The organism is Methylobacterium sp. Leaf88, assembly GCF_001422795.1.
Classification (GTDB): Bacteria; Pseudomonadota; Alphaproteobacteria; order Rhizobiales; family Beijerinckiaceae; genus Methylobacterium.
The window spans coordinates 44418-63703 of the sequence record NZ_LMMK01000053.1; the positions used below are offsets into that span (position 1 = coordinate 44418).

Sequence of the window (19286 nt, forward strand, 5' to 3'; positions counted from 1 at the left end):
CCCGGACCCGTCCCGCCCCCATCGAGGTTCCGCGCCGATGATCCCCCTGCCCGAGGCCGCCGAGATCCTGCCCGATGCCGACGCGGTGGCGGAGGCCGCCGCCGCCCGCCTCGTGGCCCTGTGCGGCTCGGCGCCGCGTCCGGCCATCGCAGTCTGCCTCTCCGGCGGCTCCACGCCCAAGCGCCTCTACGCCCGGCTGAGCGGCCCGGACTACCGGGCGCAGCTGCCCTGGGAACGCCTGCACTGGTTCTTCGGCGACGACCGGATGGTGCCGTGGACGGATGCGGCGAGCAATGTCCGCATGGCGCGCGAGGCCTTCGGCGACGCGCCGATCCCGGAGGGCCACCTGCACGGGATGGACACGGGCGGAACCCCGGAGTCCGGGGCGCGCGCCTATGCCGAGACCCTGCGGGCGTTCTACGGCGCCGCCGTCCTCGATCCCGCCCGGCCCCTGTTCGACCTCGTCCTCCTCGGCCTCGGCGAGGACGGGCACACGGCCTCGCTGTTTCCGGCCAAGCCGGCCCTGGCCGAGCGGCAGGCCTGGACGGCGCCGGTGCCGGAGGCGGGGCTCGCCCCCTTCGTGCCGCGCATCACCCTCACCTTCCCGGCCCTCGCCTCGGCCCGGGAGACCCTGGTCCTCGTGACGGGAGCGGGGAAGCAGGAACCCCTGCGCCGACTCGCCCGCGGCGAGGACCTGCCCGTCCGGCACCTGCGCAGTGTTGGCCGCCTGGTCTGGCTGGTCGACCAGGAGGCGGCAGGCGCCTGATCTGCGCGACATCAGAGATGCGTCGGTCCCGGCCGACGCTTCACTGACAAAAGATGTTGATTTGTCGGTATCGGTAGGCGAACACTTTCGAATTGCCGGACTGGCCCGGTTTCGCAACGCTGTGTCATGGGCGGGGAGTCTTGGGCGTGGAGTCTTCCGCAGGCCTGTCCCGCCGCCCCGCCCGTCCCCGGCGGTGGCGCCGCACCGCCCGGCACCGCATCGGACCGCTGCGCTCGATCTCCGAGGCCGCGCCGCATCCGATCCTGCGCGGCATGCGCTCCGGCGCCATCGCGGGCCTCGCCCTGGTGGCCGGCCTCGGCCTGCCCATCCTGCTGGTTCTCACCGTGAAGGCGCCCTCCCCGGCCCTGGACGAGGCGCCCGCCGCCGCCCGGGTCTGGGCCGCCGAGCCGGTCGCCCGGGCCGTGGCCGAGCCCGCGCCCCCTCTCGCGCCCGCCAGGGGGCCGGCCGCGACGGTGGGAGCCGGGGTCGACGCCGGGCCGAGCCGCGACGCGCGCGGCCCGGACCCCGCCGCCCCGCCGCCGACCTCGGGGCGTGGGGACGGGGCGCGCTCGGCCCTCAGCCTCGACCGGATCCCGGTGCTCGACGACCCGAGCGGGGCCCTCACGATCGAGGATCCGACGGCGCCGGAAGCCAGGCCGGCGCGGCCGGCCCGCGCCGCCGCGGCCAAGCCTCCCAGAACGCCCTGACGCCGTCCGCCCAGGCCGGCGCATGACAAAACCCGCCGCGACGGGCGTCGGGCGGGTCGAAACGTCGGGAGCGAGCCTCGCTCAGGCCGCGCGCCGGGCCGTCGACAGGGCATTGTCGTTGAGCGCGACGAACATGCCGGCGGAGCCCGTGTCGGCGGCCGCCGGTCCGGAGGCCTCCTCGTCCACCAGCAGGGCCAGCATCGGGCCGATGGCGACGGCGGCCAGGCCGAGAACGAACAGAGAGAGCATCGAAGTATCCCGGTTGCGGTGCGACGGAGGATTGTCGCACCGCACAACGGGATTTGGTATGCCACATACCGCAAGGCGGTCATGCAACCGGGGCCGGCCTCGACGGCCGGCAAGCGACGGTGGGGCCGCGAAGGTCGGGACGATCGCTCGGACGAGGCCGGTCGCTTCCGCGGCCCCGAGCCCGCGATCATCGGTGCAGCGGCTCGGGGACGATCGGCGGCAGCGGCAGCAGGTAGTAGCCGCCGACCAGCAGGATGGCCGACAGGACGAGGCCGAGGGAGGAGACGTACAGCACGGCGAACACGTCGCGATTGAAGTCCGCCGTCTGCAGCACGACGATCGCGAAGGGAATGCTCACCAGGGCGAGGAGGACGGAGAGGACCATCGCGGAACCTTTGCTCGGAACCTTTGCTCGAAACCTTGCCCGGAATGTTGCCCGGTGGGGGCCCGCCCGACACCGCTCGGGATCGCCCGGGGGCGGACGGCTTCGAGCCGGGCTCCGGGCCCGGCTCGAGAGGGGGACGTCGCGTCGGGCCGGGCGCGGCGGGACGCCCGGGGATGCCCCGGCCCGGGGGGGCCGGGGCGCGGGCGGGTCAGGCGTGCGCCAGGGCGCCGGCCGGCTGGGCCACGCCTTGCGCGGCGTGGTGGCGCTTCAGCATCGGCCGCAGCACGGCGATGGCGAGGAAGGCCGCGACGAGGTCCATCACCGCCACGGTGTATAGCACCGTCGCCCACGTCCCGGTCGCCTGCATCAGCAGGTTGCCCACCGGCACGAACAGCGCGGCGAAGCCCTTGGCGCAATAGAGCACGCCGTAGATCTTGCCGATGTGCTTGGAGCCGAAGGTGTCGGCAGCGGTGGCGCTGAACAGGGAGTAGACCTCGCCCCAGGCCAGGAACACGATGCCCGAGAGGATGACGAAGGCCCACGGGTTGGTGCCGAAGTAGCCCAGCGCGACGATGCCGATCCCCTCCATGGTGAAGGCGATGAACATCGTCTTCTCGCGCCCGATCCGGTCGGAGACGTAGCCGAAGAGCGGACGCGAGATGCCGTTCATGATCCGGTCGAGCATCAGCGCGAAGGGCAGCGCGGCCATGGCGAAGAAGTACAGGTTGACCTGGAATTCCTTGACGCCGAGATCCTGCGCGATGACGCCGAGCTGGGCCACCGCCATCAGGCCGCCCGTGACCGTGCAGGTGAACATCAGCAGCATCACCCAGAACACCGGCGTGCGCAGGGCCTCGCGCAGGGTGTAGTCGCGCCGGGTCTGCAGCACCTTGGTGGAGAAGGTGACCTCGCCCTTGGACGGTGCGCGCAGGCCGATGGCCGCCAGCATGATGATGCCGCCCTGGATCAGCCCGAAGATGAAGAAGGCCTGGGCGTAGCTGCCCTGCGAAATCATGTTGGCGATCGGGATGATCGTCAGGGCCGAGCCCGCGCCGTAGCCGCCCGCCGTCAGGCCGACCGCGAGGCCGCGCTTGTCCGGGAACCACTTCAGGGCGTTGTTGATGCAGGTGGCGTAGACGCAGCCGACGCCGATGCCGCCCGCCACCGAGCCGGCATAGAAGCCGGTGAGCGAGGTGGCGTAGGAGTTGATGACCCAGGCCAGTCCCGTCATCAGGCCGCCGAACATCACCACGCGGCTCGGGCCGTACTTGTCGATGAAGTAGCCCTCGATCGGGGTCAGCCAGGTCTGGACCACGACGAAGATCGTGAACGCGACCTGGATCGCCGCGCGATCCCAGCCGAAGGTCTTCTGGATCTCGGGGACGAAGAGTGTCCAGGCATATTGTATATTGGCAGCGGCGACCATGCAGGCCACGCCGAGAATCAGTTGCAACCATCGATTGACGGATGGTTTCGTTGCGGGGGGCGCGGCAGCAGTCATCGCCATGAGCTCGTTTCCTCGTTCTGCTTGGGACGGGATGCGTTGTGTTGAAGATCCCGATTGGAATGCTCGATTGCGGCCCGCACGCCTGAGGCGAATCCTATGGTTCATTTGTCGGGCAGCACACCTGCATTATTTGGTATGCCACGGATCGGTGCAAGCAGAATAATTCTACGACGGGGCGGGATTTTTCGGGATTAAACGGGCCGCTGGGCGCGTTTATCGCCTCTGACCGAGGTTGTGCGGAATCCGTTCCTGATTAGGACGCGGCTGGCCGCCGGATCATCGCTGGCGGCGGGGCACAATGCTGTCCTGTGCCTGTCGTAACGGCGGCTTTTCCCGGGAAAGCCTTCGGAAGAGGCGGGAGACCGCGCGGTCCGGCCGCGGATCCCTAGCGGGGCAGGCGCAGGAGCCGCGGCCGCCAGATGCCCAGGACGACGTTCGCCGTGGCCACCGCCAGCAACACCCAGAGCGTCCCGCGCTCCGGCCCGAGGCTGGCCGCCAGGGTGGCGGGATCGACCCGTCCCGCCAGCGCCAGGGCGCTCTGCTCCGCCTCCTGGCGCATCGGCCCCTGCACGTAGACGAGCACGCCCTCGAACATCAGCACCCCGGTGGCGAGCTTCAGCCAGGCCCAGCCCGCGTTGAGGAAGCCGCGGTTCAGGGTCATGGCCAGCAGCCCGGAGACCAGGGTCAGCGCCAGGCTCGGCAGGACGATCCAGGTGGCGACCGCCCCCATGGCGGCCCGTGCCGCGGCGTAGCCGTCGAGGGCGCTCGGCGGCGGCGCCGCGCCGAGCATGACGACGAGGGCCGCCATCGCGCCCAGAAGGCCGGTCGACCCCATCGTGTGGAGGAACTTCATCAGGCGTCGCGTCACGCGTCCGGCCCCCGGCTCAGGATCGACCGATCCTAGCCCGGACGGACGGCGCGGCGGTAGCCGGCGCGCGCCTACTACCCAATCCGGCGGATCCCTTCGGGATGGCGGATGTGGGCTTCGCGCACGCGCCGCGCCGGCTTGCCGATCCGGGCACCGCTTCGATCGAGCGGAGCCCGGATCAGCCGTCCCGGTCGGGCGCCACGTGGATCCGGGCGCCGGCCTCGGCCAGGCGCCGCAGCTCCTCGCGCGGCTCCGGCGAATCCGTCACCAGGGTCCAGTCGCGCGGAAGCGGCGCCCACGCGGTCTGCTCGGCCCGGCCGAGCTTGCCCGCATTGGCCAGCACGATCACCTCGCGCGCCTGGCGCATCATGAGGGACTTGAGGGCGACCTGGTCGAGGCTCGCCTCGCACAGGCCGCGCCCGGCCACGACGCCGTCGGCGCTGACGATCGCCCGGTCCGCCGTCATCAGGCGCAGGGCCTCGATGGCGAGGGGGCCGACGGTGCTCATGCTGGTGGCCCGGAGCGCCCCCCCGAGGACGACGAGGTCGAGGTCCGGCGCCTCGGCCAGGAAGGGCAGCAGCGCGAGGTTGTTGGTGATGATCCGCAGCCGCCGCTTGGCCAGGAGCTGGCCGAAGGCCGCCACCGTCGAGCCGGCGTCGAGGATCAGCGTGTCCCCGTCCGCCACGAGGTCGAGGGCGGCGCGGGCGATCGCCCGCTTCTCCGCGCCGTTCACGGCGAGCCGCTCGGTCAGGGTGGTCTCGGGCGGGTGGCGCGTCAGGATCGCCCCGCCATAGGTCCGGCGCACGGCCCGGGTGGTGGAGAGGTGCTGGAGGTCGCGGCGGACCGTGGAGGCGGAGACCTTCAGGCGGGCCGCCACGTCGTCGACGTCGATCTCGCCGACGCTCAGCGCCTCCAGCAGCAACGCCCGACGCTCCTGGCTGCGCATCGACATGGGTTCGTGGCTCTCCCGGCTTCGATCCCTCGTCATGGCCGAGGTCGCGGCCGCTGGCCAGGGCGTTTCGCCCGGATCGGCGGCGGCGCGACAGGACCCACGCGGGCTCAGGCGGCGATCGATTTCGGCGCGAGGTCGACGGCCTGGCGCAGGGCCTCGATCAGGCTGCGCTCGTCCGCGATCCCCGTGCCGGCGATGTCGAAGGCCGTGCCGTGGTCGACGGAGGTGCGGATCACCGGCAGGCCCACGGTGATGTTCACCCCCGCCTCGAGTCCCAGGACCTTGATCGGGCCGTGGCCCTGATCGTGGTACATGGCCACCACCATGTCGTAGTCGCCGCGCCCGGCGAGGAAGAACAGCGTGTCGGCGGGCAGCGGTCCGCGCACGTCCCAGCCCTTCGCCCGGCAGGCCGCGATGGCCGGGGCGATCTTCTCCGCCTCCTCGCCCCGCCCGAACAGGCCGTTCTCGCCCGCATGGGGATTGATGGCGCAGACGCCGATCTTCGGATCGGCGAGGCCCGCCTTCACCAGGACGGCGTGGCCGCGGGCGATGACGCGCTCGACGAGGCCGGGCTCGATCTTCGCGATGGCGTCGATGAGGCCGATATGGGTGGTGACGTGGATCACCCGCAGCTTGGGTGAGACCAGCATCATCGAGACCTCCGGCGTGCCGGTGAGGTGGGCGAGGAGCTCGGTGTGGCCGGGGAACCTGTGGCCGGCGGCGTGGAGCGCCTCCTTGGACAGGGGCGCCGTGCAGATGCCCTGGGCCTGCCCGGCCTGGACCACCGCCACGGCCTTCTCGATGTAGCGGTAGGCCGCCTCGCCGGCGACCGGCGAGACCTGCCCGAACGGCAGGTCGGCGGGCACGACCTTGAGGTCGAGGCACTGCACAGCGCCGCCGTCGAAATCCGCCTCCCCGGCCGCCGACAGGGCATCGACCGTCAGGCCGGAGCCGACGATCCGGCCGGCCTGCCGCAGGCGCTCGGCGTCGCCGATGACCAGGGGCCGGCACGTCGCCTGGACGTCGGCATGCCCCAGAGCCTTCATGATGATCTCCGGCCCGATGCCGGCGGGGTCGCCCATGGTGATCGCGAGCGTGGGGCGGGTCATGAGAAGCGTCCTTCGAGTCGGGCGGCGCGCAGGCGCTCGCGAATGCGGATGAGGGAGTCGGCGTCGCCGAAGGCGCCGGCCTTGGTGGCGACCGGCACGGCGAGGCGCCCCAGGGTCAGGCCGAGGGAGACCCCCGGCTCGATCTCGTCGACGAGGCGGATGCCGTCGACGCCGAAGCGCGCCAGCAGCGCCGCGGCGGTCTCGCCGCCGGTGGCCGCCACGGCACCGATCCGGCAGGCCACCGGGTCGAGGGCTTCGGCGAGGCCCCGGGCCAGGCGCGGTCCGAGGGCCATGTCGGGCTCGCCCGCGGTGGTGATCTCCACCAGGGCGTCGCCCCCGGCCTCGAGGATGGCGGCGACGCGGCCGGCGAAGGCGGCCCGGGCCGGGCCGTCGACGAGCAGCGTCCCCGGGTCCACGGGCAGGTGGGTGACGCCGTCCCGTCCGGCAAGCCGGCGGGCGGCCGCGCGGCTGGCGGCGGCCAGCGAGCCGACCACGATCAGGCTGCCGAAGCGGCTCGGCGCGTGGGACGGGGGCTGCATCGCCGGTGCCGTCGGGAGGGCGGCGAGCGCATGGGCGAGGCCCGCGCTGCCGATGAAGAACGGGGCCGGCGCCAGGGACAGGCCCGCCGCCGCGATCCGGTCGAGGTCGGCCTCGGTCTCGGCATCGCAGACCGCGACGGCCGGCCCCGTCGCGGCGATTCGGGCCAGCTCCGCGGCCAAGTCGGCGACCAAGTCGGCGGCCAAGTCGCCGCCGCGGCCGGTCCCGCGCACGGTAGCGAGCGACACCGTCTCGCTGCGGATCCCCGCGCCGGCGAGGATGGCCCGGAGGTCGGCGCTCGCGTAGGTGTGGTCGCGCCGCCAGACCTCCGCCGCCTCCAGGGGGCGGCCGTCGACCCGGACCCGGCCCTCCAGGGTGGTCCGGCCGGTGGCCGGGAAGGCCGGGGCGCAGATCCCGAAGGCGGACCCGGTCCGGGCCGCCAGGACCGCCAGGGTGGCGGCGGTCTCGGCGGCGGGCTGGCCCCGGAGGGTCGAATCGATCTTCTTGAACAGGACCCGGTCCGGCGCGAACCAGCGCGCCAGCAGGACGGCGTGCCGCGCCGCCGCCGCGTCCCCGGACAGGCCGCGGCTGTCGGCGTCGTAGGCCAGCACCGCGAGGTCCCGGTCGGCGATGCCCGCTGCCTCCCCCCAGGTCACCGCCGCGTCGAGGCCGCGCCGCCCGAAGGCGATGGCGCAGTCGGCCGCCCCCGTCAGGTCGTCGGCGAGGATGAGCCAGCGGCGGGCCGAATCGGCGGCGGTCATGTCAGCGGCCGGCGACGGGCTGCGCGGGGGCCGCGACCTCCGGGCTCCCGGTCTCGGCCTCGGCCTCGCCGCCGCCGAAGTGCCGGGACGCCCAGGCGGTGGCGATCGGCACCAGGATCGCCGTCACGACGACGCAGGCCGCCACCAGGATCGTCGCCGGTCCGGCGGCCTCGGCATAGGCCGGGTTGGCCGAGGCGACGATCGCCGGCACGGCGGCGGCGTTGCCCGCCGTCGAGGCCGCCGCGATCCCGGCGACGCCGGTCCCCCCCGTGAGCCGGTCGGCGAAGAACAGCGGGATGCCGGTGACCACCACCACGGCGACGCCCATGGCGAGGCCGAGCAGGCCGGCCTGCCAGACCTTGGTCAGGTCGAGGCCGGCCCCCAGGGCGAAGGCGAAGAACGGGATCATCACGGGGATCGCCCGGCTGAGGAAGGCGCGCATCTCCCGGTCGAGGTTGCCGATGATCATGCCGACGAGGAGCGGCAGGATCGCGCCCACCAGGGTCTGCCAGGGAAAGGCCGAGAGTCCGGCGACGCCGAGGGTCACCATGGTGAGGAACGGCCCGCTCTCCAGGGACATCACCGTGTAGGCCCCGACGTCGCGGGGGCGGCCGTACTGGCCCATCAGGGCCATGTAGAGGCCCCCGTTGGTGTCGTTCATGGCGGCGACCACCGCCAGGGTGGAGAGGCCCGCGAACATGCCGGCCGCGACGGGCGCCTCGCCGAGGACCTGCCCGAAGACCAGCCCCAGCAGGATGGCGATGCCGACCTTCACGACCAGCAGGGTGCCGCCCTTCTTCATGATGTAGGGCGTCGCGCGGAAGTCGATGCTGGCGCCCATGCAGACGTAGAAGACCGCCAGGATCGTCAGGGCGCCGGAGAAGAGCGCGCCCGTGAACGAGCCGAACAACTTCGGGGTGCCGGGAAAGAAGGTGGCGATCAGGGCGCCGGCCAGGAGCGGCACCACCATCATGCCGCCGGGCACCGCCTCGATGGCCCGCTTGATCGGAATCTGCATGCGCGTCTCCTCCGTGCGCGTTTCGCGCAATTTTTTCGCTTTTGACGATTTTTTTCGTCGCACGCGACCGGAAATCGACCGCAACGATTCGCTCATTCTGCGCATAACGCGCATGAGGTCAACAATTTTGCGTGATACGCGCAATCTTGAGCGGGCGCCCTGGCGGCGCATCCCGTCGAGGCCGAATCGCTTCGCGGCCCGCCATCTCCGCCGTCGGGGGCGCGCCTCAGGACAGCAGGCCGGGGAGCGCCAGGGCGGTGGTGGTGACGCCGATGGCGGCGAGCAGCGCCAGGACGAGGGCGCGGAACCGGCGCTGGTCGATCTGCGCGAACAGCGACAGTCCGGCCAGCACGCTGACGAGGACGATGGGGAGGCCGAGGGCGAGGTCGCCCAGGAGCTCGGGCGGGAACGGGTTGAGCACGGCCAGGATCGCCAGGGACCAGACCTGCAGGACCAGGGTGAAGCTCTGGTAGACCGCCCGCTGCATGCGCGGGTCCCAGCCGCGCACCAGGCTCCAGGCGGTGGGAAGCGCGCCCGACAGCCCGGCGATGCCGCCGAGGATGCCGCCGAGGAAGCCCACGGCGCCGTCGCTCCAGGCATTGCCGAACGACACCCGGAAGTCGCTGCGCAGCAGCGCCACGCCGGCGCTGTAGAGGATCAGGAAGACCCCGATCAGCACCTTGATCAGAGCGGGGTTGAGATCGTTCAGGAGGTAGATGCCGATCGGCGCCCCGAGGAGGCCGGGGCCGATCATCGCCAGGGCCGTCGCCCGCGGCGGCAGGGTCCGCAGCCGCATCACCGACAGGGCCTGCGAGAGGATGCTGCAGGTCAGCACCAGGGCCGTCGCCTCGACGGGCGCCCGGATCGACAGCAGGGTGCCGGAGGCCACCAGGGCGAAGGCGAAGCCCGTCAGGCCGGAGATGAGGCCGGCGCAGCTCAGGCACAGGACGATCTGGAGGGTCTCGCTCACGCTGCGTCTCGGTCTGCCGGGAAATCGTCGGGGTGCGTGACGGCCGGACCGCACGACGCGAGTACTTATGTCTTATATAAGATTACCGCGGGATCAAGCTGGTGCCTGCCTGGACGGCGCGCTCCGGAGGCTGAGGCGATACGCTGGAGTTCGTTCCCCCCGCCCGGATCCCCGGTCGAGACAGATTCGCCTCGCGGATTGACGTCGGAAAATCTCATGTCTTATATAAGACTCAGTCGCCGCAAAGAGCCGACGGCTTCACCCAGGAGGATCTCGGAATGAACAGCCACGCCGGATCGGGCGAGGGGCGGACGAAGCCGCACCTCCTCGCCCACAGCCCGCTGGACAACGTCGCCGTCGCGGTCATCGAGGGCCTGCGTGCCGACACCGATGCGTTCGGCGTCATCACCGAGGACGATTCGACCTTCGCGGTGCATGTCCGCCACGACATCCCGATCGGCCACAAGGTGGCGCTCACCGACCTGAAGGCCGGCGATACGGCCATCAAGTACGGCCAGGACATCGGCAAGATCGTCCAGGACGTCGCCAAGGGCGAACACGTCCATGTCCAGAACCTCAAGACGAAGCGCTGGTGAGGTCGCGATGCCCGGAGAGACCATCATGAACGCCCCCGAGACCACCTCCCCCTTCGTCGGCGGAGCCCCCGACCAGTTCGCCACCGGCGCCCTCGGCGCCGCCCGCCCCTCGGCGGACATCGCGGCCGCCACCTTCATGGGCTGGCGCCGCGAGAACGGCCGCGTCGGCGTGCGCAACCACGTCGTCCTCCTGCCCCTGGACGATCTCTCGAACGCCTCCTGCGAGGCGGTCGCCAACCTCGTCAAGGGCACGATGGCCCTGCCCCACGCCTATGGCCGCCTGCAGTTCGGCGAGGATCTCGAGCTCCATTTCCGCACCCTGATCGGCATCGGCTCCAACCCGAACGTCGCCGCCGTGGTGGTGATCGGCATCGAGGACCAGTGGACCAACCGGATCGTCGAGGGCATCGCCAAGACCGGCAAGCCCGTGGTCGGCTTCGGCATCGAGGGGCACGGCGACATCGCCACCATCGCCAAGGCGAGCTACCAGGCCAAGCGCTTCGTGCAGTGGGCGACCGAGCTGCCCCGCGAGGAATGCCCGATCTCGGACCTCTGGATCTCGACGAAGTGCGGCGAGTCCGACACCACCACCGGCCTGTCCTCCTGCCCCACCGTGGGCAACCTCTACGACAAGCTGATCCCGCAGGGGATCTACGGCGTGTTCGGCGAGACCTCGGAGATCACCGGCGCCGAGCACCTCTGCCGCGAGCGCGCCGCCACGCCGGAGATCGGCGACAAGTGGTTCGCCATGTGGAAGTCCTACCAGGACGACGTCATCGAGGCCCACAAGACCGACGACCTCTCGGATTCCCAGCCGACCAAGGGCAACATCCTCGGCGGCCTGAGCACCATCGAGGAGAAGGCGCTCGGCAACCTCGAGAAGATCGGCCACGACTGCCGCTACATCGACGCGCTGCAGCCGGCCGAGTCCCCCGCCCGGGGACCGGGCCTGTACTACATGGACACCTCCTCGGCGGCGGCCGAGTGCGTGACCCTGATGGCGGCGGCGGGCTACGTGGTCCACACCTTCCCCACCGGCCAGGGCAACGTCATCGGCAACCCGATCGTCCCGGTGATCAAGATCACCGGCAACCCACGCACGGTGCGCACCATGGGCGAGCACATCGACGTCGACGTCTCGGGCGTGCTCACCCGGGAGATGACCATCCCGCAGGCCGGCGACGCCCTGATCGACATGGTGGTGCGGACCGCGAACGGACGGCTCACGGCCGCCGAATCCCTCGGCCACCGCGAGTTCGTGATGACGAAGCTGTACCGGAGCGCCTGACCGGCGGCCTCTCCCGCCGCGTTCCGGCCTGGAACGCGGCGTCCCGCCCCGACGCCATCGGGGTTTTCGCGAAGGCGGAGTTTTTTCGCGAAGGGATGAAGACCGCGCAGCGGCGCATCCCGTTCGAAGCGCGCGTGGGAGGAATGCCGATGCGGTTCGCGCCAATGAAATTCTTGCGATCGATCTACGGCCAGGTCCTGATCGGCATCGCCCTCGGCATCGTCGTGGGCGTGCTGGCCCCCGGCTTCGCCGTCGGCCTGAAGATCCTCGGCGACATGTTCATCAACCTGATCAAGATGGTCGTCGGGCCGGTGATCTTCTGCACGGTGGTGGTCGGCATCGCCCATGTGGGCGACATGAAGAGCGTCGGCCGCATGGGCCTGAAAACCCTCGTGTACTTCGAGGTCTCGACCACCGTGGCCCTCGGCGCCGGCCTCCTCTTCGTCAACCTGCTGCGGCCGGGCGACGGCATCAACGCCACGGTGGAGAGCCTGGACGCCCAGAGCGTCGCCACGATCGCCGGCAAGGCCCACGCCCAGAGCGTGATGGAGATCATCGCCAACATCATCCCGCACAGCGCTGTCGACGCCTTCGCCAAGGGCGACCTGCTGCAGGTGATGTTCTTCTCCGTGCTGGTGGGGATGGGCCTCGCCGCCATGGGGCCAAAGGGGCAGTTCCCCCTCCGGGTCATCCACGCCTTCGGCGAGATCCTGATGAAGGTCGTGGGCATCATCATGCGCTTCGCCCCCATCGGGGCGTTCGGGGCCATGGCCTTCACCATCGGCAAGTTCGGCCTCGGCATCCTGGCCCAGTACGGGATGCTGATCCTGTCCCTCTACCTGACCTTCTTCGTGTTCATCGTGCTGTTCCTCGGCGGCGTGATGCGGTTCTACGTAGGCCTGAGCCTGTGGAAGCTGTTCCTCTACGTCCGCGAGGAGATGTTCATCCTGCTCGGCACGACCAGCACGGAATCGGTCCTGCCGCGCCTGATGGCCAAGCTCGGCGGACTCTCCGTCGAGAAGGGCGTCACCGGCCTGGTGATGCCGGCGGGCCTGTCCTTCAACATGGACGGCTCGTGCATCTACCTCACCATGGCGATCGGCTTCATCGCCCAGGCGCTCAACATCCCGCTCACCTGGGAGCAGGAGCTCGGGATCCTCGCCATCGCGCTGGTGACCTCGAAGGGGGTGGCCGGGGTCGCCGGGGCCATCCTGTTCGTGCTCGCCGCCACCCTGCAGGCGTCCCAGCTCCTCCCCGTCGCCGGCATCGCGCTGATCATCGGCGTCGACCGCATCCTCAACGAGCTGCGCTGCATCACCAACGCCATCGGCAACATGGTGGCGACCCTGGTGATCGCCCGCTGGGAGGGCAAGATCGACCTCGCCCATGCCCGCGCCGTCCTCGACGGACGCATCCAGCCCGACCTCGACAGCCTGGACGAGCCGGACGAGGCGATGGCGGAGGCGCCCGCCCCCACCGCCCCGAGCCCGGCCCGCCACCGGGCGATGCCCGCCGCGATCCCCGCCACCTGACGGGCCGCGTCCCCGCAAACCGGAGGCCCAGCGCCGTGACACCATCCACCCTGACGCCCTCAGAGACGACGACATCCCGAACCGGCCGCGTGCCGAAGGTCGTGATCGCCGAGTTCATGGACGAGGCCGCCATCGCGGCCGAGCTCGGCGGGTTCGCGACCCTGTACGACCCGGCCCTGGTCGACCGGCCGGAGGACCTGCGGGCGGCGCTGGCCGATGCGGACGCCCTCGTGGTCCGCAACCGCACCCAGGTGAGCGCGGCCCTCCTGGCCGCCGCCCCCGACCTGAAGGTGGTCGGGCGCCTCGGCGTCGGCCTCGACAACATCGACCTCGCGGCCTGCCGGGCCCGCGGCGTCGCCGTCTATCCCGCCACCGGCGCCAACGACGTCGCGGTGGCCGAGTACGTGATCGGCACCGCCATGCTCCTCCTGCGCGGCGCCTACGGGGCCAGCGCCGCGGTGGCGGCCGGGACCTGGCCGCGCAATGCCCTGATGGGCCGGGAGATCTCGGGCAAGCGCCTCGGCCTCGTCGGCTTCGGCGCCATCGCCCGCGAGACCGCCCGCCGTGCCCTCGCCCTCGGGATGGAGGTCTCGGCCCACGACCCCTTCCTGCCGGCCGACGACCCGGCCTGGCGGCCGGATTGCGGTTTGGTGGCGCGCGCCGATCTCGCCGGGCTCATCGCCGAAAGCGACGTCCTGTCCCTGCACGTGCCGCTGACGCCCGAGACCCGGGGGATGATCGATGCGGACGCCCTCGCCCGGATGCCCGCCGGGGCGGTGCTCATCAATGCCGCCCGGGGCGAGGTGGTCGACGGCGCGGCCGTGGCGGCGGCTTTGCGGGCCGGGCATCTCGGCGGGGCCGCCCTCGACGTCTTCCCGCAGGAACCCCTCGCGGCCGCCGCGGGCGCCCTCTTCCGCGACGTGCCCAACCTCATCCTGACGCCGCACATCGCCGGGGTGACCCGGGAATCGAACGTGCGCGTGTCCCGCGTCACGGCCCAGGCCGTGCGCCGCCACCTCTCCGAGGACTGAAACGCCATGACCACCCTGAGCCTCGCCGCCGCCCACGCCCTCGTCAGCGAGGCCCTGGTCCGCTGCGGAACCCGCGCGCCCGCTGCCCGCAGCGTCGCCCGCGCCCTCGTGGGCGCCGAGGCCGACGGGCTGAAGGGCCACGGGCTCTCGCGGGTGGCCGCCTATGCGGCCCAGGTCCGGGCCGGCAAGGTGGTGGGCGACGCCGCGGTCGCGGTGAGCCGGCCCCGGCCCGGGCTCCTCGCCGTCGATGCCGCCCACGGCTTCGCCTACCCGGCCCTCGACGCGGTGGTGGAGCAACTCCCGGCCGTGGTCCGTGCGCAGGGCGTCGCGGCGGCCGGCATCCGGCGCTCGCACCATTGCGGCGCGGCCGGCCGTCCCGTCGAGGCCCTGGCCGAGGCCGGGCTCGTGGCGATCCTGCTGGCCAACACCCCCGCCGCCATGGCGCCCTGGGGCGGATCCCGGGCGGTGTTCGGGACGAACCCCCTCGCCTTCGCCTGCCCCCTGCCCGGCCGCGCGCCGATCGTGGTCGACCTGTCCCTCTCGAAGGTGGCCCGCGGCGCGATCATGGCCGCCCGCCAGCGCGGCGAGGCCATCCCCGAGGGCTGGGCCCTCGATGCCGCGGGCGCGCCGACCACCGACCCGGCCGCGGCCCTGAAGGGCACCATGGTGCCGCTCGGCGACGCCAAGGGCACGGCGCTGGCCCTGATGGTGGAACTCCTCGCGGCCGGCCTGACCGGCGGGCGCTTCGCCGGCGAGGCGAGCTCGTTCCTCGACGCCGAGGGCGATCCGCCGGGCACCGGGCAGCTCGTCATCGCCCTCGCGGCGGATGCCTTCGGCCCCGGGGCGCTGGCCCGGTTCGCGGAGCTCGCCGGCTCCATCGAGGCGCAGGACGGGGCCCGCCTGCCCGGGGCCCGCCGCCTCGCCTTCCGGGCCCGGGCCGAGGCCGAGGGGCTCGCCGTCCCGGACGCCCTCGTGGCCGAGATCGAGGCGCTCTGACGATGAAGGCCGCCCTCCCGAGCGGGACCCGCCCCCGGCCGCCGGCCCTGCGGATCGACCGATTGCCCGGAGCGGGGCTCGGCCTTAACGAGGGACGGGACACCGTGCTGGGAAACCTCTCCTTTCCTCCGCCCACGCCCGGGGAGCAGCGGCGCACCGACATGGAACGCACAGGTGGGAATGCGGTGGGTTTCCGGCCGCTCTATCGGCAGGTCTACGACACGCTCCTGCGCCGCCTCGCCGACGCCGTCTGGCAGCCGGGCCAGATCCTGCCCAGCGAGGGCGTGCTGGCGGCCGAGCTCGGCGTCAGCCAGGGCACGGTCCGCAAGGCCCTCGACGCCCTCACCGCCGACAGCCTGCTGGTGCGCCGCCAGGGGCGCGGCACCTTCGTGGCCGAGCACGACGACAAGCAGAGCGTCTTCCGCTTCTTCAAGCTGCGCCCCGACGGGGCGGTGGCCGGCACCCCCACCAGCCGCGTCGTGGCGATCGCGGAGGCCGCGGCCACCATCGACGAGCGCGACCGGCTCGCTCTCCTGCGCAACGCGCGCGTGGTGCGGCTGGAGCGGGTGCGCGCCCTCGACGGACGGATCTGCCTCGTCGAGACGATCGCCGTGCCGTCGAGCCTGTTCCCCGGCCTGGCCGCGATGGAGCTCCCGAACACGCTCTACAGCCTCTACGCGACCCGGTTCGGCATCACGATCGCCACCGCGCACGAGCGCCTCAAGGCGATCGCCCTGGCCCCCGACAAGGCGCCCCTGCTGGGGGTGCCGGCGGGGATTCCGGTGCTCGAGGTCGACCGCGTCGCCGTGGATCTCGAGGACCGGCCGGTGGAGTGGCGCCTGTCGACCTGCCTCACCGAGGACATCCACTACGCCTCCGTCCTGCGCTGACCGCGCGGGACGCCTTCAGCCGGACGGGAGAGACCGGGATGACCGAGACCGATCGCAGAACGCTCCTCCGGCAGGCCGGGGCCGGCCTGCTCGCGGCGTCCGGCGCCGCCCTGGCGCCCTGGGCGGCCCGGGCCGGCGAGGTCGTCACCCTGCCCTTCGGCAACGGCGAGCGCCCCCTGGTGGCCTATCCGGGCAAGCGCCCGCTCCTGCAGATGACGGCGCGGCCGCCGCAGCTCGAGACGCCCTTCGCGGTGTTCGACGAAGGGGTGATCACGCCGAACGACGCCTTCTTCGTCCGCTACCACCTCGCCGACATTCCGACCGCGATCGATCCCGAGGCCTTCCGCCTGACGGTGTCGGGGCATGTGGACGGACCGGTCGGACTGTCGCTGGCCGCCCTGAAGGCGATGCCGGGCGCCGAGATCGTCGCGGTCAACCAGTGCTCGGGCAATTCGCGTGGCTTCGTCGCGCCGCGGGTCGCCGGCGGGCAGCTCGCCAACGGCGCCATGGGCAACGCCCGCTGGACCGGCGTGCCCCTGAAGGCGGTGCTCGACCGGGCGGGCGTGAAGGCCGGGGCGGTGCAGGTCGTCTTCGAGGGCCTCGACGGCCCGGTCCTGCCCGAGACCCCGGACTTCGCCAAGGCGCTCGCCATCGACCATGCCCGCGACGGCGAGGTGATGCTGGCCTGGGCCATGAACGGCGAGGACCTGCCCTGGCTCAACGGCTATCCCCTGCGCCTCGTGGTGCCGGGCTTCTACGGCACCTACTGGGTCAAGCACCTCAACGCCATCACGGTGACGGACAAGCCCTACGAGGGATTCTGGATGCGCGCGGCCTACCGCATCCCGGACAATGCCTGCGCCTGCGTCGAGCCCGGCCAGACCCCCAAGGCCACCGTGCCGATCAACCGCTTCGCCATCCGCTCCTTCGTCACCAACCTCGCCGACGGGGCCGCGATCCCGGCCGGCCGGACGGCGTTGCGCGGCATCGCCTTCGACGGCGGTTCGGGCATCCGGGCGGTGGCGGTCTCCACCGATGACGGGCGAAGCTGGACGGAGGCGCACCTCGGCCCCGATCTGGGGCGCTATGCGTTCCGGCCCTGGACCCTGTCGGTCGACCTCCCCGCGGGGGCGCATGCCCTCCGGGTCCGGGCGACGGGCCAGGACGGCGCCACCCAGCCGATGGAACCGCGCTGGAACCCGCCGGGCTACATGCGCAACGTCGTCGAGACCGTCCGGGTGCAGGCCGCATGAGGAGAGACAGGATGACCGTGCGTTCCCGCGCGGCGGCGCTGGCCGCCACCGGCCTCCTGGCCGGACTTTGGGCCGGCTTGCCGGCCGCCGCCGCGCCCCGGACCTACGACCTGCCGGAGCCGACCGCGCAGCTGCGCTTGGCCCCCGGCCACGAGGCCGGCCGCGCGTCAGCCGAGGCCCATTGCCAGAGCTGCCACGGGGTGGACTACATCGCGATGCAGCCGCCGGGCCAGGGCGCGGCCTTCTGGACCAGCGAGGTGACGAAGATGCGCAAGGTCTATCACGCCCCGGTCGACGAGGCGGACGGCAAGGCCATCGCGGACTACCTCGCGGCGGCGTACTAGGCATCGGACCGAATGACGGACGCCGCACCGGGCGGCGCCGGACCCTTACAGGATGGCGGTGATGAAGGCGGCAACCTGCGCATGAGCGTTCGCGACCATCTGCGCCACCGGCTCGTCGGCCAGGTAGACGCGGCTCGCCGTCAGAGTTGCGGCGACCAGCCAGAAGCCGATCACGGCGACGCTGCGCGCCCGACGGTCGCCCGCGGTGGGGGCGCCCTGGCACGCGATCTCGACGGGCTCGCCGAAGGGATCGTAGGCCATCGCTGCGTTGTCGGACCGGTTGCTCATGGGGGTGAATGTCGCGCTTCGACCCTGCCCAATCAATGGATGGGTTTTGCGAAGATTTTCGCCACGGGAGAGCATTGTTCTCGCGGCCGCGCCCGGGGCAGAATTTCCTTCCGATTGCCTCGCGGAAAGGCAGCATGAGCACCAAGAGCATCACGACGGCCCCCGCCGGAGCGGGCAAGCCGGAGGCCGCCGGTGGCCGGATCGCCTCCCTGGTGCCCGGCCTCTGCGTCTGCCTCGCCGTCACGGCGGCGGCCCTGGCCGTCCAGGCCCTGGAGGAGCGCGCCACGGGCCACCCCTACGTCGAGGCCCTGGTCATCGCTATCCTGCTGGGGATCGCGCTGCGCACCCTGTGGAGCCCGGGCGAGCGCTTCCGGGCCGGCATTGCCTTCTCGGCCAAGCAGGTGCTCGAACTGGCCGTCACCCTGCTCGGCGCCTCGATCAGCCTCGGGGCCATCGTCGCCTCCGGCACGAGCCTCCTCCTGGGCATCGTCGCCACGGTGGTGCTGGCGATCGTGGCCAGCTACGCCATCTGCCGGGTGCTCGGCCTGCCGTCCCGCATGGCGATCCTGGTGGCCTGCGGCAACGCGATCTGCGGCAACTCCGCCATTGCCGCGGTGGCGCCGGTGATCGGGGCCGACAGCAAGGACGTGGTGGCCGCCATCGCCTTCACGGCGGTGCTCGGCGTGCTGATGGTGCTGGGCCTGCCCCTGTTCATCCCCCTCGCCGGCCTGTCCGAGCACCAGTACGGCACCCTGGCGGGCCTCACCGTCTATGCGGTGCCGCAGGTGCTCGCCGCCACGGTGCCGGTGGGCATCCTGGCGACCCAGGTCGGCACCCTGGTCAAGCTCGTGCGCGTCCTGATGCTCGGGCCGGTGGTTGTGGCCTTCTCGTTCATCGCGCCGCACCTGCCGGCCGAGGGCGCGTCGGCCAAGGGCCGGCCCGGGCGCCTCGGCTTCTTCAAGATCGTGCCCTGGTTCATCCTGGGCTTCCTGGCGCTCGCGACCCTGCGCTCGGCCGGGCTCATCCCGGACGCGGCCTCCCAGCCGGTGACGCGGCTGGCGGGCCTCCTCACCGTGGTGTCGATGGCGGCGCTCGGCCTCGGCGTCGACGTGCGGGTGCTGGCGCGGGTGGGCGGCCGGGTCACCCTGGCGGTGACCGGCTCCCTCGTCGTCCTCCTGGTCGTCAGCCTGTCCCTGATCTGGGCCCTCGGGATCGCCTGAGCGGGTCCCCGGCGGCGGC

21 protein-coding genes are annotated in these 19286 nt (G+C 72.2%); 11 read left to right on the forward strand and 10 right to left on the reverse strand.

The genetic code is table 11. The features are described from left to right. The first annotated feature begins 37 nt into the window (after positions 1 to 37). Entirely contained in the window at positions 38 to 766 is a 729-nt protein-coding gene (gene pgl / locus ASF20_RS21065; RefSeq protein WP_056277684.1) for a 6-phosphogluconolactonase, read from the forward strand. Between the two features lie 146 nt (positions 767 to 912). Further along, positions 913 to 1473: a hypothetical protein gene (locus tag ASF20_RS21070; protein WP_056277688.1), complete on the forward strand. Its 561-nt coding sequence runs from the start codon at positions 913 to 915 to the stop codon at positions 1471 to 1473. 81 nt (positions 1474 to 1554) lie between these two features. On the opposite strand, the gene ASF20_RS24310 is transcribed toward ASF20_RS21070, so the two are convergent. The 9 genes from ASF20_RS24310 to ASF20_RS21110 all read right to left on the reverse strand — a co-directional run bounded on the left by ASF20_RS24310 (position 1555) and on the right by ASF20_RS21110 (position 9829). Then, positions 1555 to 1722 (reverse strand): hypothetical protein, encoded by a 168-nt coding sequence (locus ASF20_RS24310; RefSeq protein WP_156389587.1) that lies wholly within the window; start codon positions 1720 to 1722, stop codon positions 1555 to 1557. A gap of 187 nt (positions 1723 to 1909) precedes the next feature. Continuing rightward, complete coding sequence (locus ASF20_RS21075) at positions 1910 to 2107, reverse strand: hypothetical protein (protein WP_056214138.1); 198 nt, start codon at positions 2105 to 2107, stop codon at positions 1910 to 1912. A gap of 208 nt (positions 2108 to 2315) precedes the next feature. Then, complete coding sequence (gene oxlT, locus ASF20_RS21080) at positions 2316 to 3614, reverse strand: oxalate/formate MFS antiporter (protein WP_200917506.1); 1299 nt, start codon at positions 3612 to 3614, stop codon at positions 2316 to 2318. Positions 3615 to 3999: 385 nt separating this feature from the next. After that, complete coding sequence (locus tag ASF20_RS21085; RefSeq protein WP_056214274.1) at positions 4000 to 4467, reverse strand: hypothetical protein; 468 nt, start codon at positions 4465 to 4467, stop codon at positions 4000 to 4002. 193 nt (positions 4468 to 4660) lie between these two features. Beyond that, the gene (locus tag ASF20_RS21090) at positions 4661 to 5434 is read right to left on the reverse strand and encodes a DeoR/GlpR family DNA-binding transcription regulator (RefSeq protein ID WP_056277691.1); all 774 of its coding nucleotides are present in this window, start codon (positions 5432 to 5434) and stop codon (positions 4661 to 4663) included. Positions 5435 to 5541: 107 nt separating this feature from the next. Beyond that, a complete protein-coding gene (pdxA, locus tag ASF20_RS21095) occupies positions 5542 to 6543 on the reverse strand; it encodes a 4-hydroxythreonine-4-phosphate dehydrogenase PdxA (RefSeq protein ID WP_056214133.1) in 1002 nt (333 codons plus the stop codon). Beyond that, positions 6540 to 7841, reverse strand: coding sequence for a four-carbon acid sugar kinase family protein (locus ASF20_RS21100; RefSeq protein WP_056277695.1), 1302 nt, complete (start codon positions 7839 to 7841; stop codon positions 6540 to 6542). Before ASF20_RS21100 ends, pdxA begins: the two co-directional genes overlap by 4 nt. A gap of 1 nt (position 7842) precedes the next feature. Beyond that, positions 7843 to 8859 carry a 2-keto-3-deoxygluconate permease gene (locus ASF20_RS21105; protein WP_056277699.1) on the reverse strand — a complete coding sequence of 339 codons (1017 nt, stop codon included), beginning with the start codon at positions 8857 to 8859 and terminating at the stop codon, positions 7843 to 7845. Positions 8860 to 9085: 226 nt separating this feature from the next. After that, positions 9086 to 9829, reverse strand: a complete 744-nt coding sequence (locus tag ASF20_RS21110; protein ID WP_056214123.1) for a sulfite exporter TauE/SafE family protein — start codon at positions 9827 to 9829, stop codon at positions 9086 to 9088. Positions 9830 to 10107: 278 nt separating this feature from the next. Here ASF20_RS21110 and ASF20_RS21115 point away from each other — a divergent pair, with 278 nt between their 5' ends. From ASF20_RS21115 to ASF20_RS21150, 8 genes are all read left to right on the forward strand, one after another. Then, positions 10108 to 10425 (forward strand): UxaA family hydrolase, encoded by a 318-nt coding sequence (locus ASF20_RS21115; protein ID WP_056214120.1) that lies wholly within the window; start codon positions 10108 to 10110, stop codon positions 10423 to 10425. Between the two features lie 136 nt (positions 10426 to 10561). Next, positions 10562 to 11713, forward strand: a complete 1152-nt coding sequence (locus tag ASF20_RS21120) for a UxaA family hydrolase (RefSeq protein WP_156389594.1) — start codon at positions 10562 to 10564, stop codon at positions 11711 to 11713. Positions 11714 to 11877: 164 nt separating this feature from the next. Beyond that, entirely contained in the window at positions 11878 to 13245 is a 1368-nt protein-coding gene (locus ASF20_RS21125; protein WP_056277870.1) for a cation:dicarboxylase symporter family transporter, read from the forward strand. Between the two features lie 89 nt (positions 13246 to 13334). Beyond that, positions 13335 to 14276 carry an NAD(P)-dependent oxidoreductase gene (locus ASF20_RS21130; RefSeq protein WP_200927255.1) on the forward strand — a complete coding sequence of 314 codons (942 nt, stop codon included), beginning with the start codon at positions 13335 to 13337 and terminating at the stop codon, positions 14274 to 14276. Positions 14277 to 14282: 6 nt separating this feature from the next. Next, on the forward strand, positions 14283 to 15272 hold the full coding sequence (locus ASF20_RS21135) for an Ldh family oxidoreductase (protein ID WP_056277706.1): 990 nt from the start codon (positions 14283 to 14285) through the stop codon (positions 15270 to 15272). A gap of 2 nt (positions 15273 to 15274) precedes the next feature. Beyond that, positions 15275 to 16162 carry a GntR family transcriptional regulator gene (locus tag ASF20_RS21140; RefSeq protein ID WP_244476516.1) on the forward strand — a complete coding sequence of 296 codons (888 nt, stop codon included), beginning with the start codon at positions 15275 to 15277 and terminating at the stop codon, positions 16160 to 16162. Between the two features lie 38 nt (positions 16163 to 16200). Then, positions 16201 to 17415 carry a molybdopterin-dependent oxidoreductase gene (locus ASF20_RS21145; RefSeq protein ID WP_056277712.1) on the forward strand — a complete coding sequence of 405 codons (1215 nt, stop codon included), beginning with the start codon at positions 16201 to 16203 and terminating at the stop codon, positions 17413 to 17415. Between the two features lie 11 nt (positions 17416 to 17426). Beyond that, positions 17427 to 17759 carry a hypothetical protein gene (locus ASF20_RS21150; protein ID WP_056277716.1) on the forward strand — a complete coding sequence of 111 codons (333 nt, stop codon included), beginning with the start codon at positions 17427 to 17429 and terminating at the stop codon, positions 17757 to 17759. Between the two features lie 45 nt (positions 17760 to 17804). Here the strand turns inward: ASF20_RS21150 and ASF20_RS21155 are convergent, their stop codons facing one another. Next, positions 17805 to 18047 carry a hypothetical protein gene (locus tag ASF20_RS21155; protein ID WP_056214107.1) on the reverse strand — a complete coding sequence of 81 codons (243 nt, stop codon included), beginning with the start codon at positions 18045 to 18047 and terminating at the stop codon, positions 17805 to 17807. 134 nt (positions 18048 to 18181) lie between these two features. On the opposite strand from ASF20_RS21155, the gene ASF20_RS21160 reads away from it, so the two are divergent. Then, complete coding sequence (locus ASF20_RS21160; protein WP_082501491.1) at positions 18182 to 19267, forward strand: putative sulfate exporter family transporter; 1086 nt, start codon at positions 18182 to 18184, stop codon at positions 19265 to 19267. Positions 19268 to 19286: the final 19 nt, after the last annotated feature.

Coding starts and splice junctions, on each gene's coding strand:
- ASF20_RS21150 (WP_056277716.1), top strand. CDS start 17,427: ATGACCGTGCGTTCCCGCGCGGCGGCGCTGGCCGCCACCGGCCTCCTG.
- ASF20_RS21100 (WP_056277695.1), bottom strand. CDS start 7,841: ATGACCGCCGCCGATTCGGCCCGCCGCTGGCTCATCCTCGCCGACGAC.
- ASF20_RS21090 (WP_056277691.1), bottom strand. CDS start 5,434: ATGTCGATGCGCAGCCAGGAGCGTCGGGCGTTGCTGCTGGAGGCGCTG.
- ASF20_RS21135 (WP_056277706.1), top strand. CDS start 14,283: ATGACCACCCTGAGCCTCGCCGCCGCCCACGCCCTCGTCAGCGAGGCC.
- ASF20_RS21105 (WP_056277699.1), bottom strand. CDS start 8,859: ATGCAGATTCCGATCAAGCGGGCCATCGAGGCGGTGCCCGGCGGCATG.
- ASF20_RS21075 (WP_056214138.1), bottom strand. CDS start 2,107: ATGGTCCTCTCCGTCCTCCTCGCCCTGGTGAGCATTCCCTTCGCGATC.
- ASF20_RS21115 (WP_056214120.1), top strand. CDS start 10,108: ATGAACAGCCACGCCGGATCGGGCGAGGGGCGGACGAAGCCGCACCTC.
- ASF20_RS21160 (WP_082501491.1), top strand. CDS start 18,182: ATGAGCACCAAGAGCATCACGACGGCCCCCGCCGGAGCGGGCAAGCCG.
- ASF20_RS21120 (WP_156389594.1), top strand. CDS start 10,562: ATGGGCTGGCGCCGCGAGAACGGCCGCGTCGGCGTGCGCAACCACGTC.
- ASF20_RS21145 (WP_056277712.1), top strand. CDS start 16,201: ATGACCGAGACCGATCGCAGAACGCTCCTCCGGCAGGCCGGGGCCGGC.
- ASF20_RS21140 (WP_244476516.1), top strand. CDS start 15,275: ATGAAGGCCGCCCTCCCGAGCGGGACCCGCCCCCGGCCGCCGGCCCTG.
- ASF20_RS24310 (WP_156389587.1), bottom strand. CDS start 1,722: ATGCTCTCTCTGTTCGTTCTCGGCCTGGCCGCCGTCGCCATCGGCCCG.
- ASF20_RS21155 (WP_056214107.1), bottom strand. CDS start 18,047: ATGAGCAACCGGTCCGACAACGCAGCGATGGCCTACGATCCCTTCGGC.
- oxlT (WP_200917506.1), bottom strand. CDS start 3,614: ATGGCGATGACTGCTGCCGCGCCCCCCGCAACGAAACCATCCGTCAAT.
- pdxA (WP_056214133.1), bottom strand. CDS start 6,543: ATGACCCGCCCCACGCTCGCGATCACCATGGGCGACCCCGCCGGCATC.
- ASF20_RS21125 (WP_056277870.1), top strand. CDS start 11,878: ATGAAATTCTTGCGATCGATCTACGGCCAGGTCCTGATCGGCATCGCC.
- pgl (WP_056277684.1), top strand. CDS start 38: ATGATCCCCCTGCCCGAGGCCGCCGAGATCCTGCCCGATGCCGACGCG.
- ASF20_RS21085 (WP_056214274.1), bottom strand. CDS start 4,467: ATGAAGTTCCTCCACACGATGGGGTCGACCGGCCTTCTGGGCGCGATG.